An 18,103-nucleotide genomic window follows, 5' to 3' on the forward strand; every position below is an offset into this window, starting at 1 on the left:
GTGTCACTTGGGGTCGGTGAAGGCCGGCGGGTCCTTGTACTCGGAGCCGGACTTGCCGATGGTGGCGTCGAACGCCTTCTTGTAGTCGCCGTTCTCCTGGTGCGCCTTGATGGCGTCCGCGACGGCCTTCTGCAGCGCCTTGTCGCCCTTCTTCAGGCCGACGCCGTAGGGCTCGTCGGAGAAGGGCTTGCCGACGACCTTGAGCTTGCCGGGGTTCTGCGCGGCGTAGCCCATCAGGATGGCGTCGTCGGTGGTGACGGCGTCGACCTGGTTGTTGAGCATCTGGGCCACGCACTCGGAGTACTTGGACAGCTCGGTGACCTTGGCGCCGTACTTCGGCTTCTTGATGTTCTGCAGCGGCGTGGAGCCGACGATGGAGCAGACCTTCTTGCCGCGAACGGTCTCGGGGCCCTTGATGTCCTTCTCATCCTTGCGGACGAGGAGGGAGGCACCGGCGTGGTAGTACGGGCCGGCGAAGTCGATCTGCTTCTTGCGCTCGTCGTTCATCGTGTACGTGCCGATCATCAGATCGACGTCGCCCTTGGAGACCGCGGTCTCGCGCGCACCGGAGTCGACCGTCTTCCACTCGATCTGCTTCGCCGAGAAGCCGAGATCGGCGGCGATCATCTTGGCGATCTCGATGTCGAAGCCGGAGTACTCCTTGGTCGACTGGTCCTGGAAGCCCAGGTACGGCTGGTCGGCCTTGGCGCCCACGATGAGCTTGCCGCGCTCCTTGGCGGCCTTGAACACGGACGAGTCGACCGAAGCGTCCTTCTTGACCGTGTAGCTGAGGGCCTTCGTGTCCTTGCCGTTCGGGCCTTCCGGCTTGTCGCCGGCCGAGCCCTCCTTGCCGCCGCAGGCGGTGGCGGTCAGCGCGATGGCAGCGACGGCTGCCACGGCGGCAGCGGACTTGCGGAGCTTCATGGTGAACATCCTCTGTTTCGACTGGTGTGGAGACGGCGTGGGAGCCTCAGTGCTTAAGGATCTTCGACAGGAAGTCCTTGGCCCGGTCGCTGCGCGGGTTGTTGAAGAACTGGTCAGGCACGGCCTCTTCGACGATCCGGCCGTCTGCCATGAAGACGACACGGTTCGCCGCGGAGCGGGCGAAACCCATCTCGTGGGTGACGACGACCATCGTCATCCCCTCCCGGGCGAGCTGCTGCATCACCTCAAGGACCTCGTTGATCATCTCCGGGTCGAGCGCCGACGTCGGCTCGTCGAAGAGCATCACCTTGGGGTCCATCGCCAACGCACGCGCGATGGCGACGCGTTGCTGCTGACCGCCGGAGAGCTGCGCGGGGTACTTGTCGGCCTGGGAGGCGACGCCCACGCGGTCCAGCAGACCGCGCGCCTTGTTCTCCGCCTCCGCCTTGCCGATCTTGCGCACCTTGGTCTGGCCCAGCGTCACGTTTTCGAGCACGGTCTTGTGCGCGAAAAGGTTGAAGGACTGGAAGACCATGCCCACGTCCGCGCGGAGCCTGGCGAGCTCCTTGCCCTCCTGGGGCAGCGGCTTGCCGTCGATCGAGATGTCTCCCGAATCGATCGTCTCCAGGCGGTTGATGGCGCGGCACAGGGTCGACTTGCCGGACCCCGAGGGGCCGATCACGACGACGACCTCACCGCGGGCGATGGTCAGGTCGATGTCCTGGAGGACGTGCAGAGCGCCGAAGTGCTTGTTGACGTTCTTCAGCACGACAAGGTCGTCCGCCCCAGGCGGTATGGCGTCCTTGGTCACCGATACTTCGGTCACGGCTTGTTGCTCCATCCTCCTCGGTTGGGAGGACAGTAATAACCCAGTGCGACCAGCGTCATTACATCTGAGGGGAAATTGAGCATAACGATCCGGCCGCAACCGGACACACCGTGTGAAGAGGGCCCACGGTGTGCGTACCGGGTGGGTAACGGAACGTGCCGACGCCCTGAACCCTCTTGACGCGGTCCTTATCCATCGGCGTGGATGCCTTGGGGCGCTCGCGCGACCACCGGCCAGGGATACCGGCCACAACGGAACGACCGATGAACTGGAGGGGGCCCTCATGCGACTGCTTCTCGTCGAGGATGACGATCATGTGGCCGCCGCCCTGTCCGCGGTCCTGGCCCGGCACGGCTTCGACGTCGTCCACGCCCGCAACGGCGAGGAGGCCCTGCAAGCCCTGCTGCCCGCGGAAACGCCCCCCTTCGGAGTGGTGCTTCTCGACCTGGGTCTGCCCGACCAGGACGGCTATGAGGTGTGCGGCAAGATCCGCAAGCGCGGCTCGATTCCGGTGATCATGGTGACGGCGCGCTCCGACGTACGCTCCCGGATCCACGGCCTCAACCTCGGAGCCGATGACTACGTAGTGAAGCCGTACGACACCGGGGAGCTCATCGCCCGTATCCACGCGGTCATCCGGCGGCCCGCCCCTGCCGGCGCCTCGACGGCCGGCGACAGCGACCTGCGGCTGGGTCCCGTACGCATCGAACTCCCCACCCGGCAGGTCAGCGTGGAGGGTTCGGTCGTCCAACTGACCCGCAAGGAGTTCGACTTGCTCGCCCTCCTCGCCCAGCGCCCCGGAGTGGTGTTCCGCCGGGAGCAGATCATCAGCGAAGTGTGGCGCACCAGTTGGGAAGGGACGGGCCGCACCCTGGAGGTGCATGTGGCCTCCCTGCGTTCCAAGCTGCACATGCCCGCCCTGATCGAGACCGTGCGCGGCGTGGGCTACCGCCTCGTCGCCCCGGCCGCGTAGCCAAGAGCGAGGACAGAGGACAGGTGCGCTCCCGCCTCCTCCCGCTGCTGATCATCCTGATGGCGGGCGTCCTGCTCGCGCTCGGATTTCCGCTCGCCGTCAGCGTCGCCGCCGCCCAGCAGCAGAAAGTGGTCGTCGACCGGATCGACGACACGGCCCGCTTCGCCTCACTCGCGCAGTTCGTCACCAAACGCCCCACCGGGCCGCTCGAAATGGGAAGCACGGACGAGCGCCGCGAGACCCTGCAGAAGGAACTCGACGACTACTACGACGTGTACGGCATCCGCGCGGGCGTCTTCTACCGCGACGACGGCGCCATGGCCCAGTCCCCGAACGACTGGTTCCTGCCCCGCCACGGAGCCCTGCGGGACGCCTTCGAAGAAGCGCTCCGCTCCCGCGGCAGCCATGACCCCGAGCAGGTGTGGCCCTGGCAGCGGGGGCGGTTGGCCGTCGCCTCCCCGGTGATCAAGGACGGCGACGTCATCGCCGTCGTCGTCACGGACTCGCCGACCGGACGCATGCGTTCGCAGACACTGCACGGCTGGCTGCTCATCGGTGCCGGCGAGTCGGCGGCCATGCTCCTCGCGGTCGGCGCGGCGCTGCGGCTCACCGGCTGGGTGCTGCGCCCGGTGCGCATCCTGGACGCGACCACGCACGACATAGCGACAGGGCGCCTCAAATCCCGGGTCGCGCCGGCGGGCGGGCCGCCGGAACTCAGACGCCTCGCCCGGTCGTTCAACGAGATGGCCGACAACGTCCAGGACGTGCTGGAGCAGCAGCGCGCTTTCGTCGCCGACGCCTCCCACCAACTCCGCAACCCGCTCTCGGCCCTCCTGCTCCGCATCGAACTCCTCGCCCTCGAACTGCCCGAGGGCAATGAAGCGATCGCCTCGGTCCGCACCGAGGGCAAGCGCCTGACCCAGGTCCTGGACGACCTGCTCGACCTGGCGCTCGCCGAACACGTCGCGGCCGATCTGAGCCTCACCGACATCGGTGAGCTGGCCGCCGAGCGCGTCGCCTCCTGGCGGCCGCTCGCCGACGAGCGGGGTGTACGGCTGACGGACACGTGCCCGGCCACCACCGGCTGGGCCGACCCGGTGGCCCTCTCCAGCGCGCTGGACGCGGTGATCGACAACGCCTTGAAGTTCACACCCGAGGGCGGGCCGGTCCACGTGGCGGTCTCCTCCTGCGACGCGACGACGACCGTCGTGGTCACCGACGGCGGCCCCGGCCTCACCGAGGACGAGCTCACCCGCGTCGGCGACCGCTTCTGGCGCAGCAACCGCCACCAGAACGTGAAGGGCTCCGGGCTCGGCCTGTCCATCTCACGGGCCCTGCTCGCGGCGGGCGGGGGCTCCATCACGTACGCACACCACGAACCGCACGGACTGAAGGTGACGGTCAGCGTCCCGCGCGGCGAGCCCTCGGGCAGTCCTAGCCGCACATGACGGCGGAAGCCGCGTCACGACGGCTCAGGGCTTGACCGAGCGGTAGTAGCGGCGCGCTCCCTGGTGCAGCGGCAGCGGGTCCGTGAAGAGGGCGGTGCGCAGATCCACCAGCTGTGCCGCGTGCACCTCGTCGCCGATGTGGTCGCGGCTGTCGATGACGGTCCGTGTCAGCTGTTCGGTCAGTTCCGGATCGGACCGGTCCGTGGTCACCAGGAGGTTCGCCACGGCCAGCGTCGGCACGGCGGAGCCCAGCTGAGCCTCGGGATAGGCGTCGGCCGGCATCGTCGCCGCCCGGTAGTAGCGCGAGGCGCCACCCTGCTTGTGCAGCGAGTCGACGAGGTAGCCGAGCTTCACGAGCTTGATGTCCATCTCGTTCGAGAGCGCGCGCACGGAGGTGGTCGGGAGCCCGCCCGACCAGAAGAAGGCGTCGATGGAGCCGCTCTTCAGGAGGTCGGGCATCGTGTCGATCCCGGCGGACACCGGCTTGATGTCCCTCACCGCGTCCAGGCCCGCGGCGTCGAGCACCCTGTCGGCTATCAGCCGCACTCCGGAGTGCTCCTGCCCCACCGCCACACGCTTGTTCCGCAGATCCGCGACGGTGTCGATCTTCGAGGAACGGGCCACCACGAGCTGCACGTAGTCGTCGTACAGCCGTGTGCAGCCCCGCAGCCGGTGCCAGCCCGGCTCGGCGTTCAGACGGTACGTCTCGACGGCATCGGCGGCGGCGATGGTGAAGTCGGCCTTCCCGGTGGCCACCCGCGCGACGTTCTGCTGCGAACCCTCGCTGTTGAGGAGCTCGACGTCGACGTCGGGCATGTCCTTCGAGATCGCCGTCCGCAGGAGCTTGCCGTACCGCTCGTACACGCCCTTCTCCACGCCCGTACTGAACGTCATCCGTCCGCTCGGGGAGTCCTCGCCCATAGGAACCAGCCACCACAACAGCAGCCCGAACACCACGAGGGCCGCGGCCGAACCCTGCAGGGCGCGGCGCCTGCTGATGTGGGGGAGTGCCTTGAGCATGCGCGCGATCCTGCCAGCCCGGTCACCGTGATGACCAGGGGCGAGGTCACACCGCACCACTCCGTGGCCCACCTCCCGGCACCCTGGTCGGAATCCGCGGGCACGCGCGCGTGGCGACCCCGTACCCTGGGGGGCGAGATGAGCGCGAAGACTTACGAGGTGCGCACCTACGGGTGCCAGATGAACGTCCATGACTCCGAGCGGCTGTCCGGCCTCCTGGAGGACGCCGGCTACGAGCGTGCGCCCGATGGGGCGGACGGCGATGCCGACGTCGTCGTCTTCAACACGTGCGCCGTGCGCGAGAACGCCGACAACCGTCTGTACGGCAATCTCGGCCGCCTGGCGCCGATGAAGACCAAGCGTCCGGGCATGCAGATCGCCGTCGGCGGCTGCCTGGCCCAGAAGGACCGCGACACCATCGTCAAGAGGGCGCCCTGGGTCGACGTCGTCTTCGGCACGCACAACATCGGCAAGCTGCCGGTCCTCCTGGAGCGCGCCCGCGTCCAGGAAGAGGCGCAGGTCGAGATCGCCGAGTCGCTCGAAGCCTTCCCGTCGACGCTGCCGACCCGCCGCGAGAGCGCGTACGCGGCCTGGGTCTCCATCTCCGTCGGCTGCAACAACACCTGCACCTTCTGCATCGTGCCCGCGCTGCGCGGCAAGGAGAAGGACCGCAGGACCGGCGACATCCTCGCCGAGATCGAGGCCCTCGTGGCCGAGGGCGTCTCCGAGATCACCCTCCTCGGGCAGAACGTGAACGCGTACGGCTCGGACATCGGCGACCGCGAGGCCTTCAGCAAGCTGCTGCGCGCCTGCGGGAAGATCGAGGGCCTGGAGCGCGTGCGCTTCACCTCCCCGCACCCGCGCGACTTCACGGACGACGTGATCGCCGCCATGGCCGAGACACCGAACGTGATGCCGCAGCTCCACATGCCGCTGCAGTCCGGCTCGGACCGGATCCTCAAGTCGATGCGCCGCTCGTACCGGCAGGATCGTTTCCTGGGCATCATCGAGAAGGTCCGCGCCGCCATGCCGGACGCGGCGATCTCCACCGACATCATCGTGGGCTTCCCCGGCGAGACCGAGGAGGACTTCGAGCAGACGATGCACGTGGTCCGTGAGGCCCGCTTCGGGAGCGCCTTCACCTTCCAGTACTCCAAGCGTCCCGGGACCCCGGCGGCGACCATGGAGGGACAGATCCCCAAGGAGGTCGTCCAGTCGCGTTACGAGCGGCTGGTGGCCCTCCAGGAGGAGATCTCCTGGGAGGAGAACAAGAAGCAGGTCGGCCGCACCCTGGAACTGATGGTCGCCGAGGGCGAGGGTCGCAAGGACGGCGCCACGCACCGCCTGTCCGGCCGCGCCCCCGACAACCGCCTGGTCCACTTCACCAAGCCGGACACCGAAGTGCGCCCCGGCGACGTCGTGACCGTCGAAATCACCTACGCCGCGCCGCACCACCTCCTGGCCGAGGGCGCCGTACTGAACGTGCGTCCCACGCGCGCGGGAGACGCCTGGGAGAAGCGGAACGCCGAGGCGGCCGCGAAGCCCGCCGGTGTGATGCTGGGGCTGCCGAAGATCGGTGCTCCCGAGCCGCTTCCGGTCGCGACGGGCAGTGGCTGCGGCTGCGACTGACCACTTCGTGGTCCTGGGCCTGGAGCGGGACTCCGGAGAGATCTCTTCTTAGGGCGCGTTACTCTGCGGATCATGCTTGTCGCCGCAGCCGTCTGCCCTTCTCCGCCGCTGCTCGTCCCCGAGGTCGCCGCGGGCGCCGCCCCCGAACTGGACGCCGCGCGCGCGGCGTGCTCGGACGCCGTCGGCGTGCTCGCCGCCGCACGGCCCGACCGGCTCCTCGTGGTCGGCCCGGCCGGGCAGAGCGGGCGCGGCCCGTACCCGCAGGGTGCCCGCGGATCCTTCCGGGGGTTCGGGGTGGACGTCGACGTACGTCTCGGACCGGCGCCGCGGCGCACGCCGGACGAAGCCGGGCGGCGTGAACTTCCGTCGTCGCTCGCCGTGGCCGGCTGGCTCCTCGAACGCACCCAGTGGTCGACCGCTCCGGTGGAAGGTCTCGGCGTGTGGGAACCACTCGCCGCCGAGCGGTGTATTCAACTCGGAGCGGAAATCGGGGCCGGGGCGGACCGGGTGGCACTGCTGGTGATGGGCGACGCGAGCGCGTGCCGCACCCTGAAGGCGCCGGGGTACCTCGACGAGCGTGCGGCCGGTTTCGACGCCGAGGTGGGACGTGCGGTCGGCGCGGCCGACATCGCGGCGCTGAAGGCGCTGGACGCGGGTCTCGCGGCGGAGCTGAAGGCGGCGGGCCGTGCCCCGTGGCAGGTGCTCGCCGGTGCGGCGGACGGCGCGGCGCTGAGCGGCGAGCTGCTCTACGAGGACGCGCCGTACGGCGTGGGGTACGTGGTGGCCGCCTGGTCGTAGCGGGGCTTCCAGAGGCGCTTCCAGGGGCGCGCAGCCACAACGGGGCCCGCGCGCCGCGTAGGCACGCTCACCGCCACCGCGGACAGGACGTGCGGAGGCGCCGTGCGGAGCCGTCAGGACATGCGGAGGCGGCCGCGAAGCGGAGTGCTTCGCGGCCGTCCACCGTTGCGGTTCAGGAAGCTGGAGGGGGCGACGGAGGCGTCGGCGGGGTGGTGGTGCCGCCCGCGTCCTTGCCCTGGTCCGGACCGGCGAGACGGTCGACGGCGTCCTTGGCCTTCCCCGTGCCCGTCCGGATCTTGTCGCTGTACTTGCCCTTGGTCCTCTCGTCGACCACCTTCGCGGCCTTGTCCAGGCCCTGGTCGATCTTGTCCCCGTGCTGCTGCGCGAGGTGCGAGACCTTGTCCTTGGCCGGGGCGAGCTTGGCTTTCAGCTGGTCCAGGAAGCCCATGGGTCCACCTTCCCTCGCCGGGGAGCTACTTCCGGGCGCCCTCACCGGCCTCGTTGTCGGCGGCCTTCTCCGCGGACTGCTGCTTCGGGATGTCCACACCGTCCGCGTCGGCCCCTTCGGCGGCCTCGTGGGGCTTGCCCTCGGCAACGCCCTCGGCGTCCTTGTCGGCCTCGGCAGCGGGCTTCGCATCGGCTTCGGCCTCGGAGGACTTCGTGGCCGCCTTCGGCTCAGCCGTCGTGTCGGCAGCCGCCTCAGCCGTTGAGGCCTCTTCGCCGTCCTTGGCCTTCCGACGGAACCGTGCAAAAACGCCCATATCTACTCCATACGTTACTCGTGTGGGCGAAATCCCGCCCCGCCCGGTGCGTCTCATTGCGTCGCCCGGGTGATCGGTCCTCGAAACCGGCGGCCGGAACCTCGCAACAGGCAACGACCTCAGAGCCGTGCCGTCACGTCGCTCGTTCGGGAAGGGGGTGCGGGGTTTGCGAGACTGGGGCGGTGAGTAGTGCAACCCCCGCCCCGCGGGTCATCGCCGTCGTCGGTCCGACCGCGGCCGGAAAGTCCGATCTGGGCGTTTTCCTCGCCCAGCGTCTCGGCGGCGAAATCGTCAACGCCGACTCGATGCAGCTCTACCGAGGGATGGATATCGGCACCGCCAAGCTGACGCTCGACGAGCGCGCCGGCGTGCCCCACCACCTCCTCGACATCTGGGAAGTCACGGAGGCGGCCAGCGTCGCCGAGTACCAGAAGCTGGCCCGCGCCGAGATCGACCGCCTCCTCGCCGAAGGGCGCTGGCCGATCCTCGTCGGCGGCTCCGGCCTCTATGTCCGGGGAGCGGTGGACCACCTGGAGTTCCCCGGCACCGACCCCGACGTAAGGGCCCGCCTGGAGGAGGAGCTCACACTGCGCGGCTCCGGAGCGCTGCACGCCCGCCTCGCCGCCGCCGACCCCGAGGCGGCCCGCGCGATCCTGCCGAGCAACGGCCGCCGGATCGTCCGCGCCCTGGAGGTCATCGAGATCACCGGCAAGCCCTTCACCGCCAACCTTCCCGGCCACGATTCCGTCTACGACACCGTCCAGATCGGCGTCGACGTGGCACGCCCCGAACTCGACGAACGCATCGCCACGCGCGTGGACCGCATGTGGGACCGGGGCCTCGTCGACGAAGTTCGTGCGCTGGAGGCCAAGGGGTTGCGGGAGGGGCGTACGGCGTCCCGCGCGCTCGGCTACCAGCAGGTGCTCGCGGCGCTCGCCGGAGAGTGCACGGAGGACGAGGCGCGCGCCGAAACGGTCCGCGCCACCAAGCGCTTCGCGCGCCGTCAGGACTCGTGGTTCCGCCGCGACCCGCGGGTGCACTGGCTCAGTGGGGCGGTGGCCGACCGCGAGGAACTCCCGGCCCGCGCACTGGCGTTGGTCGAACGACCGGTCACAGCCTGATCACGTGATGGCATCGGGACGCTCCGGCGGTCATCCCGGCACCTGACACCGTGCCATCATCGACCATCGATCGACCGGTGAAGTCCGAAGTGGGAGGGCGCGTGGCGATGGAGGCCGGCCCTCGTGACACCGCACATGACGGCGGGGAGCAGCTGAGTCCCGACGGCCCCGACGAGACCCGGGGCAGCGTGACGGACGACGGTCCCGACCCGGACGAGATGTCCCAGGAACCCGAGGTCGAGGTCGAGCTGCGCCCGCAGCCCCGGCTGCGCGTCTGGCAGCTCGCACCCATCGTGATCCTGGCCGCGGTCGGATCCCTGATGTTCGCGTTCCCGCTCGCCTTCGAGTTCGGCGACGGCGGCGCCGTCGTCGCCATGCTCGGGCTGCTGCTGAGCTGCTGCGCCGCAGGCTGGGGCATGATGGCCGCCCGCCGCGTGGGCCACACCTGGCCAGGGCTGCCCGAGCGCGGCTCCGGGCGCCGCCCGGACTGGCGGGTCGTCTCCGGGTACGCCCTGCTGTTCCTGGGCGCCGTGGTCCTCGCCGTGTGGCGGGTGGCCCGACTCCGCTGAGCCGCACCGTGCGGGCCCCGCCCGTACGGCACCGCGTGACCCGCTGTCGTACCCACCCCGTACGATCGAGGAATGAGCACGCGGATCGCCTTCCTCAAGGGGCACGGGACCGAGAACGACTTCGTGATCATCCCCGACCCCGACAACGCCATCGACCTGCCCCCGACCGCTGTCGCCGCCCTCTGCGACCGCCGTGCGGGCATCGGCGGGGACGGCCTCCTGCATGTCGTGCGCTCCGCGGCCCACCCCGAGGCGCGCCACCTGGCGGACCGCGCCGAGTGGTTCATGGACTACCGCAACGGCGACGGTTCGGTCGCCGAGATGTGCGGCAATGGAGTGCGCGTCTTCGCCCGGTACCTGCAGCACGCGGGGTATGTCGGCGAGGGTGACCTGGCAGTGGCCACCCGCGGCGGCGTGAAGACCGTGCACATCGCCAAGGCCGAGTCCGGCGGCGACATCACCGTCGGGATGGGCAAGGCACTGCTCCCCGAAGGGGACGTCACCGTCTCGGTCGGCGACCACCGCTGGCCCGCGCTCAACGTGAACATGGGCAATCCGCACGCGGTCGCCTTCATCGACGACCTCTCCGAAGCCGGCAATCTCTACGACCCGCCGCCCCTCAGCCCCGCCTCCGCCTACCCGGACGGGGCGAACGTGGAACTCGTCGTCCCCCGAGGCGCCCGCCACGTCGCCATGCGGGTGCACGAGCGCGGCGCGGGCGAGACCCGCTCCTGCGGCACCGGCGCCTGCGCCGTGGCCGTCGCGGCGGCCCGCAAGGACGGCCTGGACCCGGCCGTGACCGGCGCCCCGGTCACGTACACCGTCGACCTGCCCGGCGGCCGCCTGGTGATCACTGAGCGGCCCGACGGCGAGATCGAGATGACGGGCGGCGCCGTGATCGTCGCCGAGGGCGAGATCATGCCCGAATGGATCGAAACGGCAACCTCATGAAGTGTCGCTCGAATGGGTGATCCGTTTCACGCTCGGCGAGAGGCGGTCAGCACCGCGTGATGGGCTCGGTAGCATCAAGCACCGGCCCGGACGGAGTATGCCACCGTCCGATCACCGCCGGTCGAAGCAGCCGGAGGTGCTCATGAGTGCGGAGGCCACGAATCCGGCCACGCCCGGCCCCGTCGCGTCCGGGGTTCAGCGCAGGCGCGGCCGCGCCCGTCTAGACCTGCGCAGGCTCGGCCGTGCCGCTCTCCTCGGGTCCGGCACCCGGGACCGTCTCCCCGACGCGATCGGCCATGTGGCGGAGGCCCACCGAGGCCACTACCCGGACGCGGACCTGGAGCCCCTCCGCCGCGCGTACGTCCTCGCCGAGTCCTCGCACCGCGGCCAGACCCGCAAGAGCGGTGAGCCGTACATCACCCACCCCCTCGCGGTGACCCTGATCCTCGCCCAGCTCGGCGCGGAGATCACGACCCTCACCGCGTCCCTGCTCCACGACACGGTCGAGGACACGGACGTGACGCTCGACCAGGTGCGCGCCGAGTTCGGCGACGACGTCTGCTATCTGGTCGACGGCGTCACGAAGCTGGAAAAGGTCGACTACGGAGCGGCGGCGGAGCCCGAGACGTTCCGCAAGATGCTCGTCGCCACCGGCAACGACGTACGCGTCATGTCGATCAAGCTCGCCGACCGGCTGCACAACATGCGCACCCTCGGTGTCATGCGCCCCGAGAAACAGGCCCGCATCGCCAAGGTCACCCGGGACGTGCTCATCCCGCTCGCCGAGCGCCTCGGCGTGCAGGCACTCAAGACGGAGCTGGAGGACCTCGTCTTCGCGATCCTCCATCCGGAGGAGTGCGCGCAGGTCAAGGCCATGATCGCCGCTAATGAGGCGAGCGTCGACGACCCCCTCGGGGACATCGCGGGCGAGGTGCGCGGCGTGCTGCGCGACGCGGGCATCACCGCCGAAGTACTCATCAGGCCCCGGCACTCCGTCTCCGTGCACCGCGTGCACCGCAAGCGCGGCGAACTGCGCGCCTCCGACTTCGGCCGTCTCCTCGTCCTCGTGAACGAGGACGCCGACTGCTACGGAGTCCTGGGAGAGCTGCACACCTGCTTCACACCGGTCGTCTCGGAGTTCAAGGACTTCATCGCCGTACCGAAGTTCAACCTCTACCAATCGCTGCACACGGCCGTGACCCGCGCCGACGGCGAGGTCGCCGAAGTCCTCATCCGCACCCATCAGATGCACCAGGTCGCCGAAGCGGGCGTCGTCGCCCTGCGCAATCCCTACGCTCCTCCTTCGGAGGAGCCGTCCGACGGCGCCGACGACGAGCGCGTGGACCCGACCAGGCCCGGCTGGCTCTCCCGGCTCCTCGACTGGCAGCAGGCCGCCCCCGACCCCGACACGTTCTGGTCGACGCTGCGCGAGGACCTCGCCCAGGACCGCGAGATCGCCGTCTTCCGGCCCGACGGCGGCACGCTCGGCCTCCCCGCGGGCGCCAGCTGCGTGGACGCCGCCTACGCCCAGTACGGCGAGGACGCCCACGCCTGCATCGGCGCCCGGGTCAACGGCCGTCTGGCGACGCTCAGCACGGTCCTGCGGGACGGCGACACCGTGCAGCTCCTCATGGGCCAGGACCTCACCTCCGGGCCGTCACGCGAGTGGCTGGACCATGCGCGCACGCCCGCCGCGCGGATCGCCATCCGGCGCTGGCTCACCACGCACCCGGCGCCCGCGGCGCCCGTGCCGGCCCCCTCCGCGCAGCGGCCGCCCCAGCAGGCCGCGGCACCTGTGCCGAAGCCGGAGCCGGCCGGCGTGCTGCGGCCGGCCGCCGCCAACGCCGTCGTGGACCGCGAGGGCGCGAGCGTGCGCCTCGCCGGCTGTTGTACGCCGGTGCCACCCGACGACATCACCGCCTTCGCCGTCCGCGGGGGCATGGTGACCGTCCACCGGATCGGCTGCCCCGGAGTGGAGCGCATGAAGGAAGCGGGGCGTGCGGAGGTCGGCGTGCGCTGGGGGGACACCGCCGAGTGCCGCGTCACCCTGATCGCCGAATCGTTCGGCCGGGCGCACCTGCTCGCCGACCTCACCGAAGCGATCGCCCTCGAAGGAGTGGCGATCATCTCGGCGACCGTGGAGCCACCGACCCAGCAGCGCGTACGCCACACGTACACACTGCAACTCCCCGACGCCGCCCACCTGCCAGGCCTGATGCGCGCGATGCGCGCTGTCCCCGGTGTGTTCGACGTGAGCCGCGCCCAGCATCCGGCGGCCGCCGTCCACTGAAGAGCTCGCCCGCGCGCGGTGCCCGGTCGGAGGGGCGCACCGGGCGACCCGTTCGAGTGGTTCGGCGCGCGCCGTCCCGTGCTGACAAGACGCGCGCTGATAGCGGTGGTTCATGCTGCTCACCCCTCGGACCACGGCCTCCGGGCCGAAGGCCCTCCGCACCCCCCGCATCGCCGCCGCCCTGGTCGCCGCGGCCGCTTCCACCGCGCTCCTCGCGGCCGGCGCACCGTCACCGGCCACTCCGCTCGGCATCGGCGACCGGCTCTTCCCGCACCTGGGCAACCCCGGATACGACGTCGAGACGTACGACATCGCCTTCACCTATCACGGTGACAACCGCAAGCCGCTGGACGCCGTCACCAAGATCTACGCCCGCGCGACCGACCACCTGGAGCGCGTGAACCTCGACTTCGCGCACGGCACCGTGCGCTCCGTCGAGATGAACGGCGAGCGCGCTCGCTTCGAAAGCAGCGGCGAGGACCTGGTCGTGACACCGTCCGCGGCGGTCGGGCGCGGCGACCGGATGCTGATCACCGTCCGCCACACCAGTGACCCGGTGCCCGCTAAGGGCACCGAGGGCGGCTGGCTGCGCACCGACGACGGACTGGCCATGGCCAACCAGGCGGACGCCGCCCACCGGGTCTTCCCCTGCAACGACCATCCCGCGGACAAGGCGGAATTCACCTTCCGGATCACCGCGCCCAAGGGGCTCACCGCCGTCGCCAACGGCCTCCCGGCCGGCACCACCCGGAACGGCGCCGCCACCACCTGGGCGTACCGCTCCCACCACCCGATGGCGACCGAACTGGCCCAGGTGTCGATCGGACGTTCCACCGTGGTGCACCGGGAGGGACCGCACGGCCTTCCGGTGCGCGACGTGGTGCCCACCAAGGACCGCAAGGTCCTGGAGCGCTGGCTGAAGAAGACACCCGGCCAGATCGGCTGGATGGAGCAGAAGGTCGGCCGCTACCCCTTCGAGGTGTACGGCATCCTGGTCGCCCAGGCCAGGACAGGCTTCGAACTCGAAACGCAGACACTCTCTCTCTTCGAGAGAGACATCTTCACCCGCCCCGAGTACCCGGAGTGGTACGTCGACGCGATCATGGTGCACGAGCTGGCACACCAGTGGTTCGGCGACAGTGTCAGCCCGAGGTCGTGGTCGGACCTCTGGCTCAATGAAGGCCACGCCACCTGGTACGAGGCCCTTTTCGCCGAGGAGGAGGCGGACCGGCCGCTGGCCGACAGGATGCGGAACGCCTACCGCCATTCCGACCGGTGGCGCGCGGCCGGCGGGCCCCCGGCGAGGCCGAAGGCGCCCGCGCCCGGACAGAAGATCAGCCTCTTCCGCCCCGTGGTCTACGACGGCAGTGCCCTGGTGCTCTACGCCCTGCGCCAGGAGATCGGGCACGAGGCCTTCGACCGCCTGGAGCGGGAGTGGGTCCGCATCCACCACGACGGCAACGCCGAGACCGCCGACTTCGTGCGGCTCGCGTCCCAGGTGGCCGGACGTGATCTCGGAGGCTTCTTCGACGGCTGGCTGTACGGGAAGAAGACGCCGCCGATGCCGGGGCATCCGGAGTGGAAAGCCGGGAAATAACCCGGATGACGAGACGGGCCGTGCCGTGCAACCATCATGGGGTCGACGGCACGCCCGTCAGGGACATCCCCTCGGGGACATCTCAGGGCAGGATCGGCCGGTTCCGGGAATCTCCGGACCACGCCGGGCGTTGTCGACTGTGACGGATCCCGCATCCGTCGCCTTTTCCATCGACGAATCGACGTAAGGACCAAATGACCTCCTCTTCTTCCCCTTCCCAGGACGCACAGAGCTTCGCGCAGAACTACCCCGAAGGTCTTCGGGCCGATGCCCTGATGGAAGAGGACGTCGCCTGGAGCCACGAGATCGACGGAGAGCGGGACGGCGAGCAGCTCGACCGCTCCGAGCGCGCGGCTCTGCGCCGCGTCGCGGGCCTCTCCACCGAGCTCGAGGACGTCACCGAAGTCGAGTACCGACAGCTCCGCCTGGAGCGAGTGGTGCTCGTCGGCGTGTGGACTTCGGGAACGGTCCAGGATGCGGAGAACTCCCTCGCCGAGCTGGCCGCCCTCGCCGAGACCGCGGGCGCGCTCGTGCTCGACGGTGTCGTCCAGCGCCGCGACAAGCCCGACCCGGCGACGTACATCGGCTCCGGCAAGGCCCTGGAGCTGCGCGACATCGTGCTTGAGACCGGAGCCGACACCGTCGTCTGCGACGGTGAGCTGAGCCCCGGCCAGCTGATCCACCTCGAAGACGTCGTCAAGGTCAAGGTGGTCGACAGGACCGCCCTGATCCTCGACATCTTCGCCCAGCACGCCAAGTCCCGAGAGGGCAAGGCGCAGGTCGCCCTCGCGCAGATGCAGTACATGCTGCCGAGGCTCCGTGGCTGGGGTCAGTCGCTCTCCCGTCAGATGGGCGGCGGCGGCGGTGGCGGCATGGCCACCCGCGGTCCCGGTGAGACCAAGATCGAGACGGACCGGCGACGGATCCGCGAGAAGATGGCGAAGATGCGCCGGGAGATCGCGGAGATGAAGACGGGCCGCGACATCAAGCGGCAGGAGCGCTGGCGCAACAAGGTGCCTTCGGTAGCGATCGCCGGATATACGAACGCGGGCAAGTCCTCCCTCCTCAACCGCCTCACAGGCGCGGGCGTACTGGTGGAGAACGCGCTGTTCGCCACCCTCGACCCCACCGTGCGCCGGGCCGAGACGCCGAGCGGCCGGGTCTACACCCTGGCGGACACCGTCGGGTTCGTACGACACCTGCCGCACCACCTCGTGGAGGCCTTCCGCTCCACGATGGAGGAGGTCGGCGACTCGGACCTCATCCTGCACGTGGTGGACGGTTCGCATCCGGTGCCGGAGGAGCAGCTCGCCGCGGTGCGCGAGGTGATCCGCGACGTGGGCGCCACCGACGTGCCCGAGATCGTCGTGATCAACAAGGCGGACGCTGCGGACCCGCTGGTCCTCCAGCGCCTGCTGCGCAACGAGAAGCACGCGATCGCGGTCTCCGCGCGGTCCGGCGCCGGAATCGACGAACTGCTCGGGCTCATCGACAGCGAACTGCCGCGGCCCGAGGTCGACATCGAAGCCCTCGTTCCGTACACGCACGGCCAGCTCGTCTCGCGGGCGCACGCCGAGGGCGAGGTGCTCTCCGAGGAGCACACCGGCGAGGGCACGCTGCTCAAGGCGCAGGTGCACGAAGAGCTCGCCGCGGAGCTCGCTCCGTACGTGCTCGCCGCGCACTGAGCCGAGAAGCTGACCCGGTAGCGCACCTGGCGAAGGCCCGCCCCCTCTCGTAGGGGGCGGGCCTTCGCCATGTCAGGTGTGGTGCCGTGCGGCTACTGAGCGCCGTACTTCTTGCTCATCATGTCGTAGACCTGCTCGGCGCCCCTGCCGAGCTGGGGGCCGGCCAGCCAGGTGTTCTCGGCCGGGCCGATCGAGGTGTTCGACACGAGCTTCGTCTTGCCGCCCACCATCCGGAACCAGCCACCGCCGGACGAACCGCCGGTCATGGTGCAGCCGATGCGGTACATCGTCGGCAGGGACGGCGACAGCGAGAGCCGGCCCGGCTTGTCCACACACTGGTGCATGAGCAGGCCGTTGTACGGCGGGGCGGCCGGGTAGCCCCAGGCGCCCATCGAGCTCACGCTCTGCGCGGCCGGGGTCGACAAGTCGACGTCGAGCGCGTTGCCGACGGTCTCCTCCAGGGACTTGCCGCCCTGCTCCGGCTTCACATGCATGACGGCGTAGTCGTACGTCGCACCCGAGCCGCCCGTCGGACCGCCGTCGTTTATCCACTCGTTCGAGGTCGAGACCCAGTCCGCCCAGTACTGGCCGTAGGGGGCGATCTCCTGCGGGGCCGCGTTGCGCAGCTGGGCCTCGGACTTGCCCAGGTCGTTGTAGGACGGCACGAAGGCGATGTTGCGGTACCAGCCGCCGTTCTGGCCGGCGTGCACGCAGTGGCCCGCGGTCCACACGAGGTTGGACTTGCCCGGGTTGCGCGGGTCCTTCACGACCGTGCCGGAGCAGACCATCGACCCCTCGGGGGAGTCGAAGAAGATCTTGCCGACCGGGGCGGCGTTCTTGTGGTACGGCGTCTTCTCGGGCTTGGCCCGCACCGGAGTCGGCTCGGGGTCGGTCGCGCCCTGGCCGGCGGCCGCGTCCTTCGCGGCGATCGTCTTGTTCGGGTCCTTCGCCTTCCGCATCCGCTCGGGCTTCCAGAGCCCTTCGATGACCGGGTTGGCGAAGTCCTTGGCCTCGCGCACCCAGTCGTCCTTGTCCCAGTTCTTCCAGGCGCCGTTCTTCCAGTCGTCCAGGTCGATCCCGTTGTCCTTGAGCTTGTCGGCGAGGCCGTCGGGAAGCTTGGTGTCGGAACCGGAATCGGAGCCGTCGGCTCCCTGGGACGTGGTGGTGTCCGGCTTGTCGCTCGCCTTGTCGTCGCTCGGGCCACAGGCCGTGGCGGTGAGCGCCAAGGTCGCCGCGAGCCCGGTGGCGGCGAGCGCGACCCGCCGTCCGCGGCTGCGCGCGAACGGCGCACGAGTGGAACGCATGGTGCAGGTACCCCCGTTGAAACGTGTGATTGCCATGTACGTGTCATGCGTCGGCGCAGGGCTCCGTGGCACCCGCTGTGACGCGACACCTCACTATGCCTGTGAGGTTGGGGGCGAACAGCGGCGGGGTCGTGAAGGTTTTCGGCGCCCCGCCGCTGTGCTTCTCTACTGGACTTCGCTGCCGAGCTGGCCTTCCGGGCTTGT

Annotated in this window: 16 protein-coding genes; 10 read left to right on the forward strand and 6 right to left on the reverse strand. The window is 70.0% G+C overall.

Annotation, left to right across the window (positions count from 1 at the left end; all coding sequences use genetic code 11):
* Window positions 1-3 precede the first annotated feature (3 nt).
* Both AB0H82_RS14960 and AB0H82_RS14965 read right to left on the reverse strand, forming a co-directional pair.
* Window positions 4-924, reverse strand: coding sequence for a glutamate ABC transporter substrate-binding protein (locus AB0H82_RS14960; protein ID WP_362992593.1), 921 nt, complete (start codon window positions 922-924; stop codon window positions 4-6).
* Between the two features lie 46 nt (window positions 925-970).
* Window positions 971-1,750 carry an amino acid ABC transporter ATP-binding protein gene (locus AB0H82_RS14965; RefSeq protein WP_362992595.1) on the reverse strand — a complete coding sequence of 260 codons (780 nt, stop codon included), beginning with the start codon at window positions 1,748-1,750 and terminating at the stop codon, window positions 971-973.
* 286 nt (window positions 1,751-2,036) lie between these two features.
* Between AB0H82_RS14965 and AB0H82_RS14970 the strand changes: the two genes are divergently transcribed.
* Both AB0H82_RS14970 and AB0H82_RS14975 read left to right on the forward strand, forming a co-directional pair.
* Window positions 2,037-2,726 (forward strand): response regulator transcription factor, encoded by a 690-nt coding sequence (locus AB0H82_RS14970; protein WP_362992597.1) that lies wholly within the window; start codon window positions 2,037-2,039, stop codon window positions 2,724-2,726.
* A 23-nt stretch (window positions 2,727-2,749) separates the two neighbouring features.
* Window positions 2,750-4,174 (forward strand): HAMP domain-containing sensor histidine kinase, encoded by a 1,425-nt coding sequence (locus AB0H82_RS14975; protein ID WP_362992599.1) that lies wholly within the window; start codon window positions 2,750-2,752, stop codon window positions 4,172-4,174.
* A 24-nt stretch (window positions 4,175-4,198) separates the two neighbouring features.
* Here the strand turns inward: AB0H82_RS14975 and AB0H82_RS14980 are convergent, their stop codons facing one another.
* The gene (locus AB0H82_RS14980; RefSeq protein WP_362992601.1) at window positions 4,199-5,194 is read right to left on the reverse strand and encodes a TAXI family TRAP transporter solute-binding subunit; all 996 of its coding nucleotides are present in this window, start codon (window positions 5,192-5,194) and stop codon (window positions 4,199-4,201) included.
* A gap of 138 nt (window positions 5,195-5,332) precedes the next feature.
* Between AB0H82_RS14980 and miaB the strand changes: the two genes are divergently transcribed.
* Complete coding sequence (gene miaB, locus AB0H82_RS14985) at window positions 5,333-6,823, forward strand: tRNA (N6-isopentenyl adenosine(37)-C2)-methylthiotransferase MiaB (protein WP_362992603.1); 1,491 nt, start codon at window positions 5,333-5,335, stop codon at window positions 6,821-6,823.
* Window positions 6,824-6,895: 72 nt separating this feature from the next.
* The gene (locus AB0H82_RS14990) at window positions 6,896-7,621 is read left to right on the forward strand and encodes a class III extradiol dioxygenase subunit B-like domain-containing protein (RefSeq protein ID WP_362992605.1); all 726 of its coding nucleotides are present in this window, start codon (window positions 6,896-6,898) and stop codon (window positions 7,619-7,621) included.
* Between the two features lie 172 nt (window positions 7,622-7,793).
* Here the strand turns inward: AB0H82_RS14990 and AB0H82_RS14995 are convergent, their stop codons facing one another.
* Complete coding sequence (locus AB0H82_RS14995) at window positions 7,794-8,069, reverse strand: antitoxin (protein ID WP_362992607.1); 276 nt, start codon at window positions 8,067-8,069, stop codon at window positions 7,794-7,796.
* Between the two features lie 25 nt (window positions 8,070-8,094).
* The gene (locus AB0H82_RS15000) at window positions 8,095-8,382 is read right to left on the reverse strand and encodes a hypothetical protein (RefSeq protein ID WP_362992609.1); all 288 of its coding nucleotides are present in this window, start codon (window positions 8,380-8,382) and stop codon (window positions 8,095-8,097) included.
* Window positions 8,383-8,564: 182 nt separating this feature from the next.
* Here AB0H82_RS15000 and miaA point away from each other — a divergent pair, with 182 nt between their 5' ends.
* From miaA to hflX, 6 genes are all read left to right on the forward strand, one after another.
* On the forward strand, window positions 8,565-9,503 hold the full coding sequence (gene miaA / locus AB0H82_RS15005; protein WP_362992611.1) for a tRNA (adenosine(37)-N6)-dimethylallyltransferase MiaA: 939 nt from the start codon (window positions 8,565-8,567) through the stop codon (window positions 9,501-9,503).
* 107 nt (window positions 9,504-9,610) lie between these two features.
* The gene (locus AB0H82_RS15010) at window positions 9,611-10,072 is read left to right on the forward strand and encodes a hypothetical protein (protein ID WP_362992795.1); all 462 of its coding nucleotides are present in this window, start codon (window positions 9,611-9,613) and stop codon (window positions 10,070-10,072) included.
* A gap of 72 nt (window positions 10,073-10,144) precedes the next feature.
* Window positions 10,145-11,023: a diaminopimelate epimerase gene (dapF, locus tag AB0H82_RS15015; RefSeq protein ID WP_362992613.1), complete on the forward strand. Its 879-nt coding sequence runs from the start codon at window positions 10,145-10,147 to the stop codon at window positions 11,021-11,023.
* A 142-nt stretch (window positions 11,024-11,165) separates the two neighbouring features.
* On the forward strand, window positions 11,166-13,313 hold the full coding sequence (locus AB0H82_RS15020; RefSeq protein ID WP_362992615.1) for an HD domain-containing protein: 2,148 nt from the start codon (window positions 11,166-11,168) through the stop codon (window positions 13,311-13,313).
* Between the two features lie 112 nt (window positions 13,314-13,425).
* The gene (locus tag AB0H82_RS15025) at window positions 13,426-14,910 is read left to right on the forward strand and encodes a M1 family metallopeptidase (RefSeq protein WP_362992617.1); all 1,485 of its coding nucleotides are present in this window, start codon (window positions 13,426-13,428) and stop codon (window positions 14,908-14,910) included.
* 194 nt (window positions 14,911-15,104) lie between these two features.
* Window positions 15,105-16,595: a GTPase HflX gene (hflX, locus tag AB0H82_RS15030; protein WP_362992619.1), complete on the forward strand. Its 1,491-nt coding sequence runs from the start codon at window positions 15,105-15,107 to the stop codon at window positions 16,593-16,595.
* Window positions 16,596-16,687: 92 nt separating this feature from the next.
* On the opposite strand, the gene AB0H82_RS15035 is transcribed toward hflX, so the two are convergent.
* Window positions 16,688-17,899, reverse strand: coding sequence for a hypothetical protein (locus AB0H82_RS15035; protein ID WP_362992621.1), 1,212 nt, complete (start codon window positions 17,897-17,899; stop codon window positions 16,688-16,690).
* Between the last annotated feature and the right edge of the window lie 204 nt (window positions 17,900-18,103).

The organism is Streptomyces sp. NPDC050732, from assembly GCF_040654255.1.
GTDB lineage: Bacteria > Actinomycetota > Actinomycetes > Streptomycetales > Streptomycetaceae > Streptomyces.

Excerpts from the sequence above, each read along its gene's own strand:
- AB0H82_RS14970 (WP_362992597.1), top strand. The coding sequence starts at position 2,037 with ATGCGACTGCTTCTCGTCGAGGATGACGATCATGTGGCCGCCGCCCTG.
- hflX (WP_362992619.1), top strand. The coding sequence starts at position 15,105 with ATGACCTCCTCTTCTTCCCCTTCCCAGGACGCACAGAGCTTCGCGCAG.
- AB0H82_RS14980 (WP_362992601.1), bottom strand. The coding sequence starts at position 5,194 with ATGCTCAAGGCACTCCCCCACATCAGCAGGCGCCGCGCCCTGCAGGGT.
- dapF (WP_362992613.1), top strand. The coding sequence starts at position 10,145 with ATGAGCACGCGGATCGCCTTCCTCAAGGGGCACGGGACCGAGAACGAC.
- AB0H82_RS15010 (WP_362992795.1), top strand. The coding sequence starts at position 9,611 with ATGGAGGCCGGCCCTCGTGACACCGCACATGACGGCGGGGAGCAGCTG.
- AB0H82_RS14960 (WP_362992593.1), bottom strand. The coding sequence starts at position 924 with ATGAAGCTCCGCAAGTCCGCTGCCGCCGTGGCAGCCGTCGCTGCCATC.
- AB0H82_RS14990 (WP_362992605.1), top strand. The coding sequence starts at position 6,896 with ATGCTTGTCGCCGCAGCCGTCTGCCCTTCTCCGCCGCTGCTCGTCCCC.
- AB0H82_RS15025 (WP_362992617.1), top strand. The coding sequence starts at position 13,426 with ATGCTGCTCACCCCTCGGACCACGGCCTCCGGGCCGAAGGCCCTCCGC.
- AB0H82_RS15020 (WP_362992615.1), top strand. The coding sequence starts at position 11,166 with ATGAGTGCGGAGGCCACGAATCCGGCCACGCCCGGCCCCGTCGCGTCC.
- AB0H82_RS14995 (WP_362992607.1), bottom strand. The coding sequence starts at position 8,069 with ATGGGCTTCCTGGACCAGCTGAAAGCCAAGCTCGCCCCGGCCAAGGAC.
- miaB (WP_362992603.1), top strand. The coding sequence starts at position 5,333 with ATGAGCGCGAAGACTTACGAGGTGCGCACCTACGGGTGCCAGATGAAC.
- AB0H82_RS15035 (WP_362992621.1), bottom strand. The coding sequence starts at position 17,899 with ATGCGTTCCACTCGTGCGCCGTTCGCGCGCAGCCGCGGACGGCGGGTC.
- AB0H82_RS15000 (WP_362992609.1), bottom strand. The coding sequence starts at position 8,382 with ATGGGCGTTTTTGCACGGTTCCGTCGGAAGGCCAAGGACGGCGAAGAG.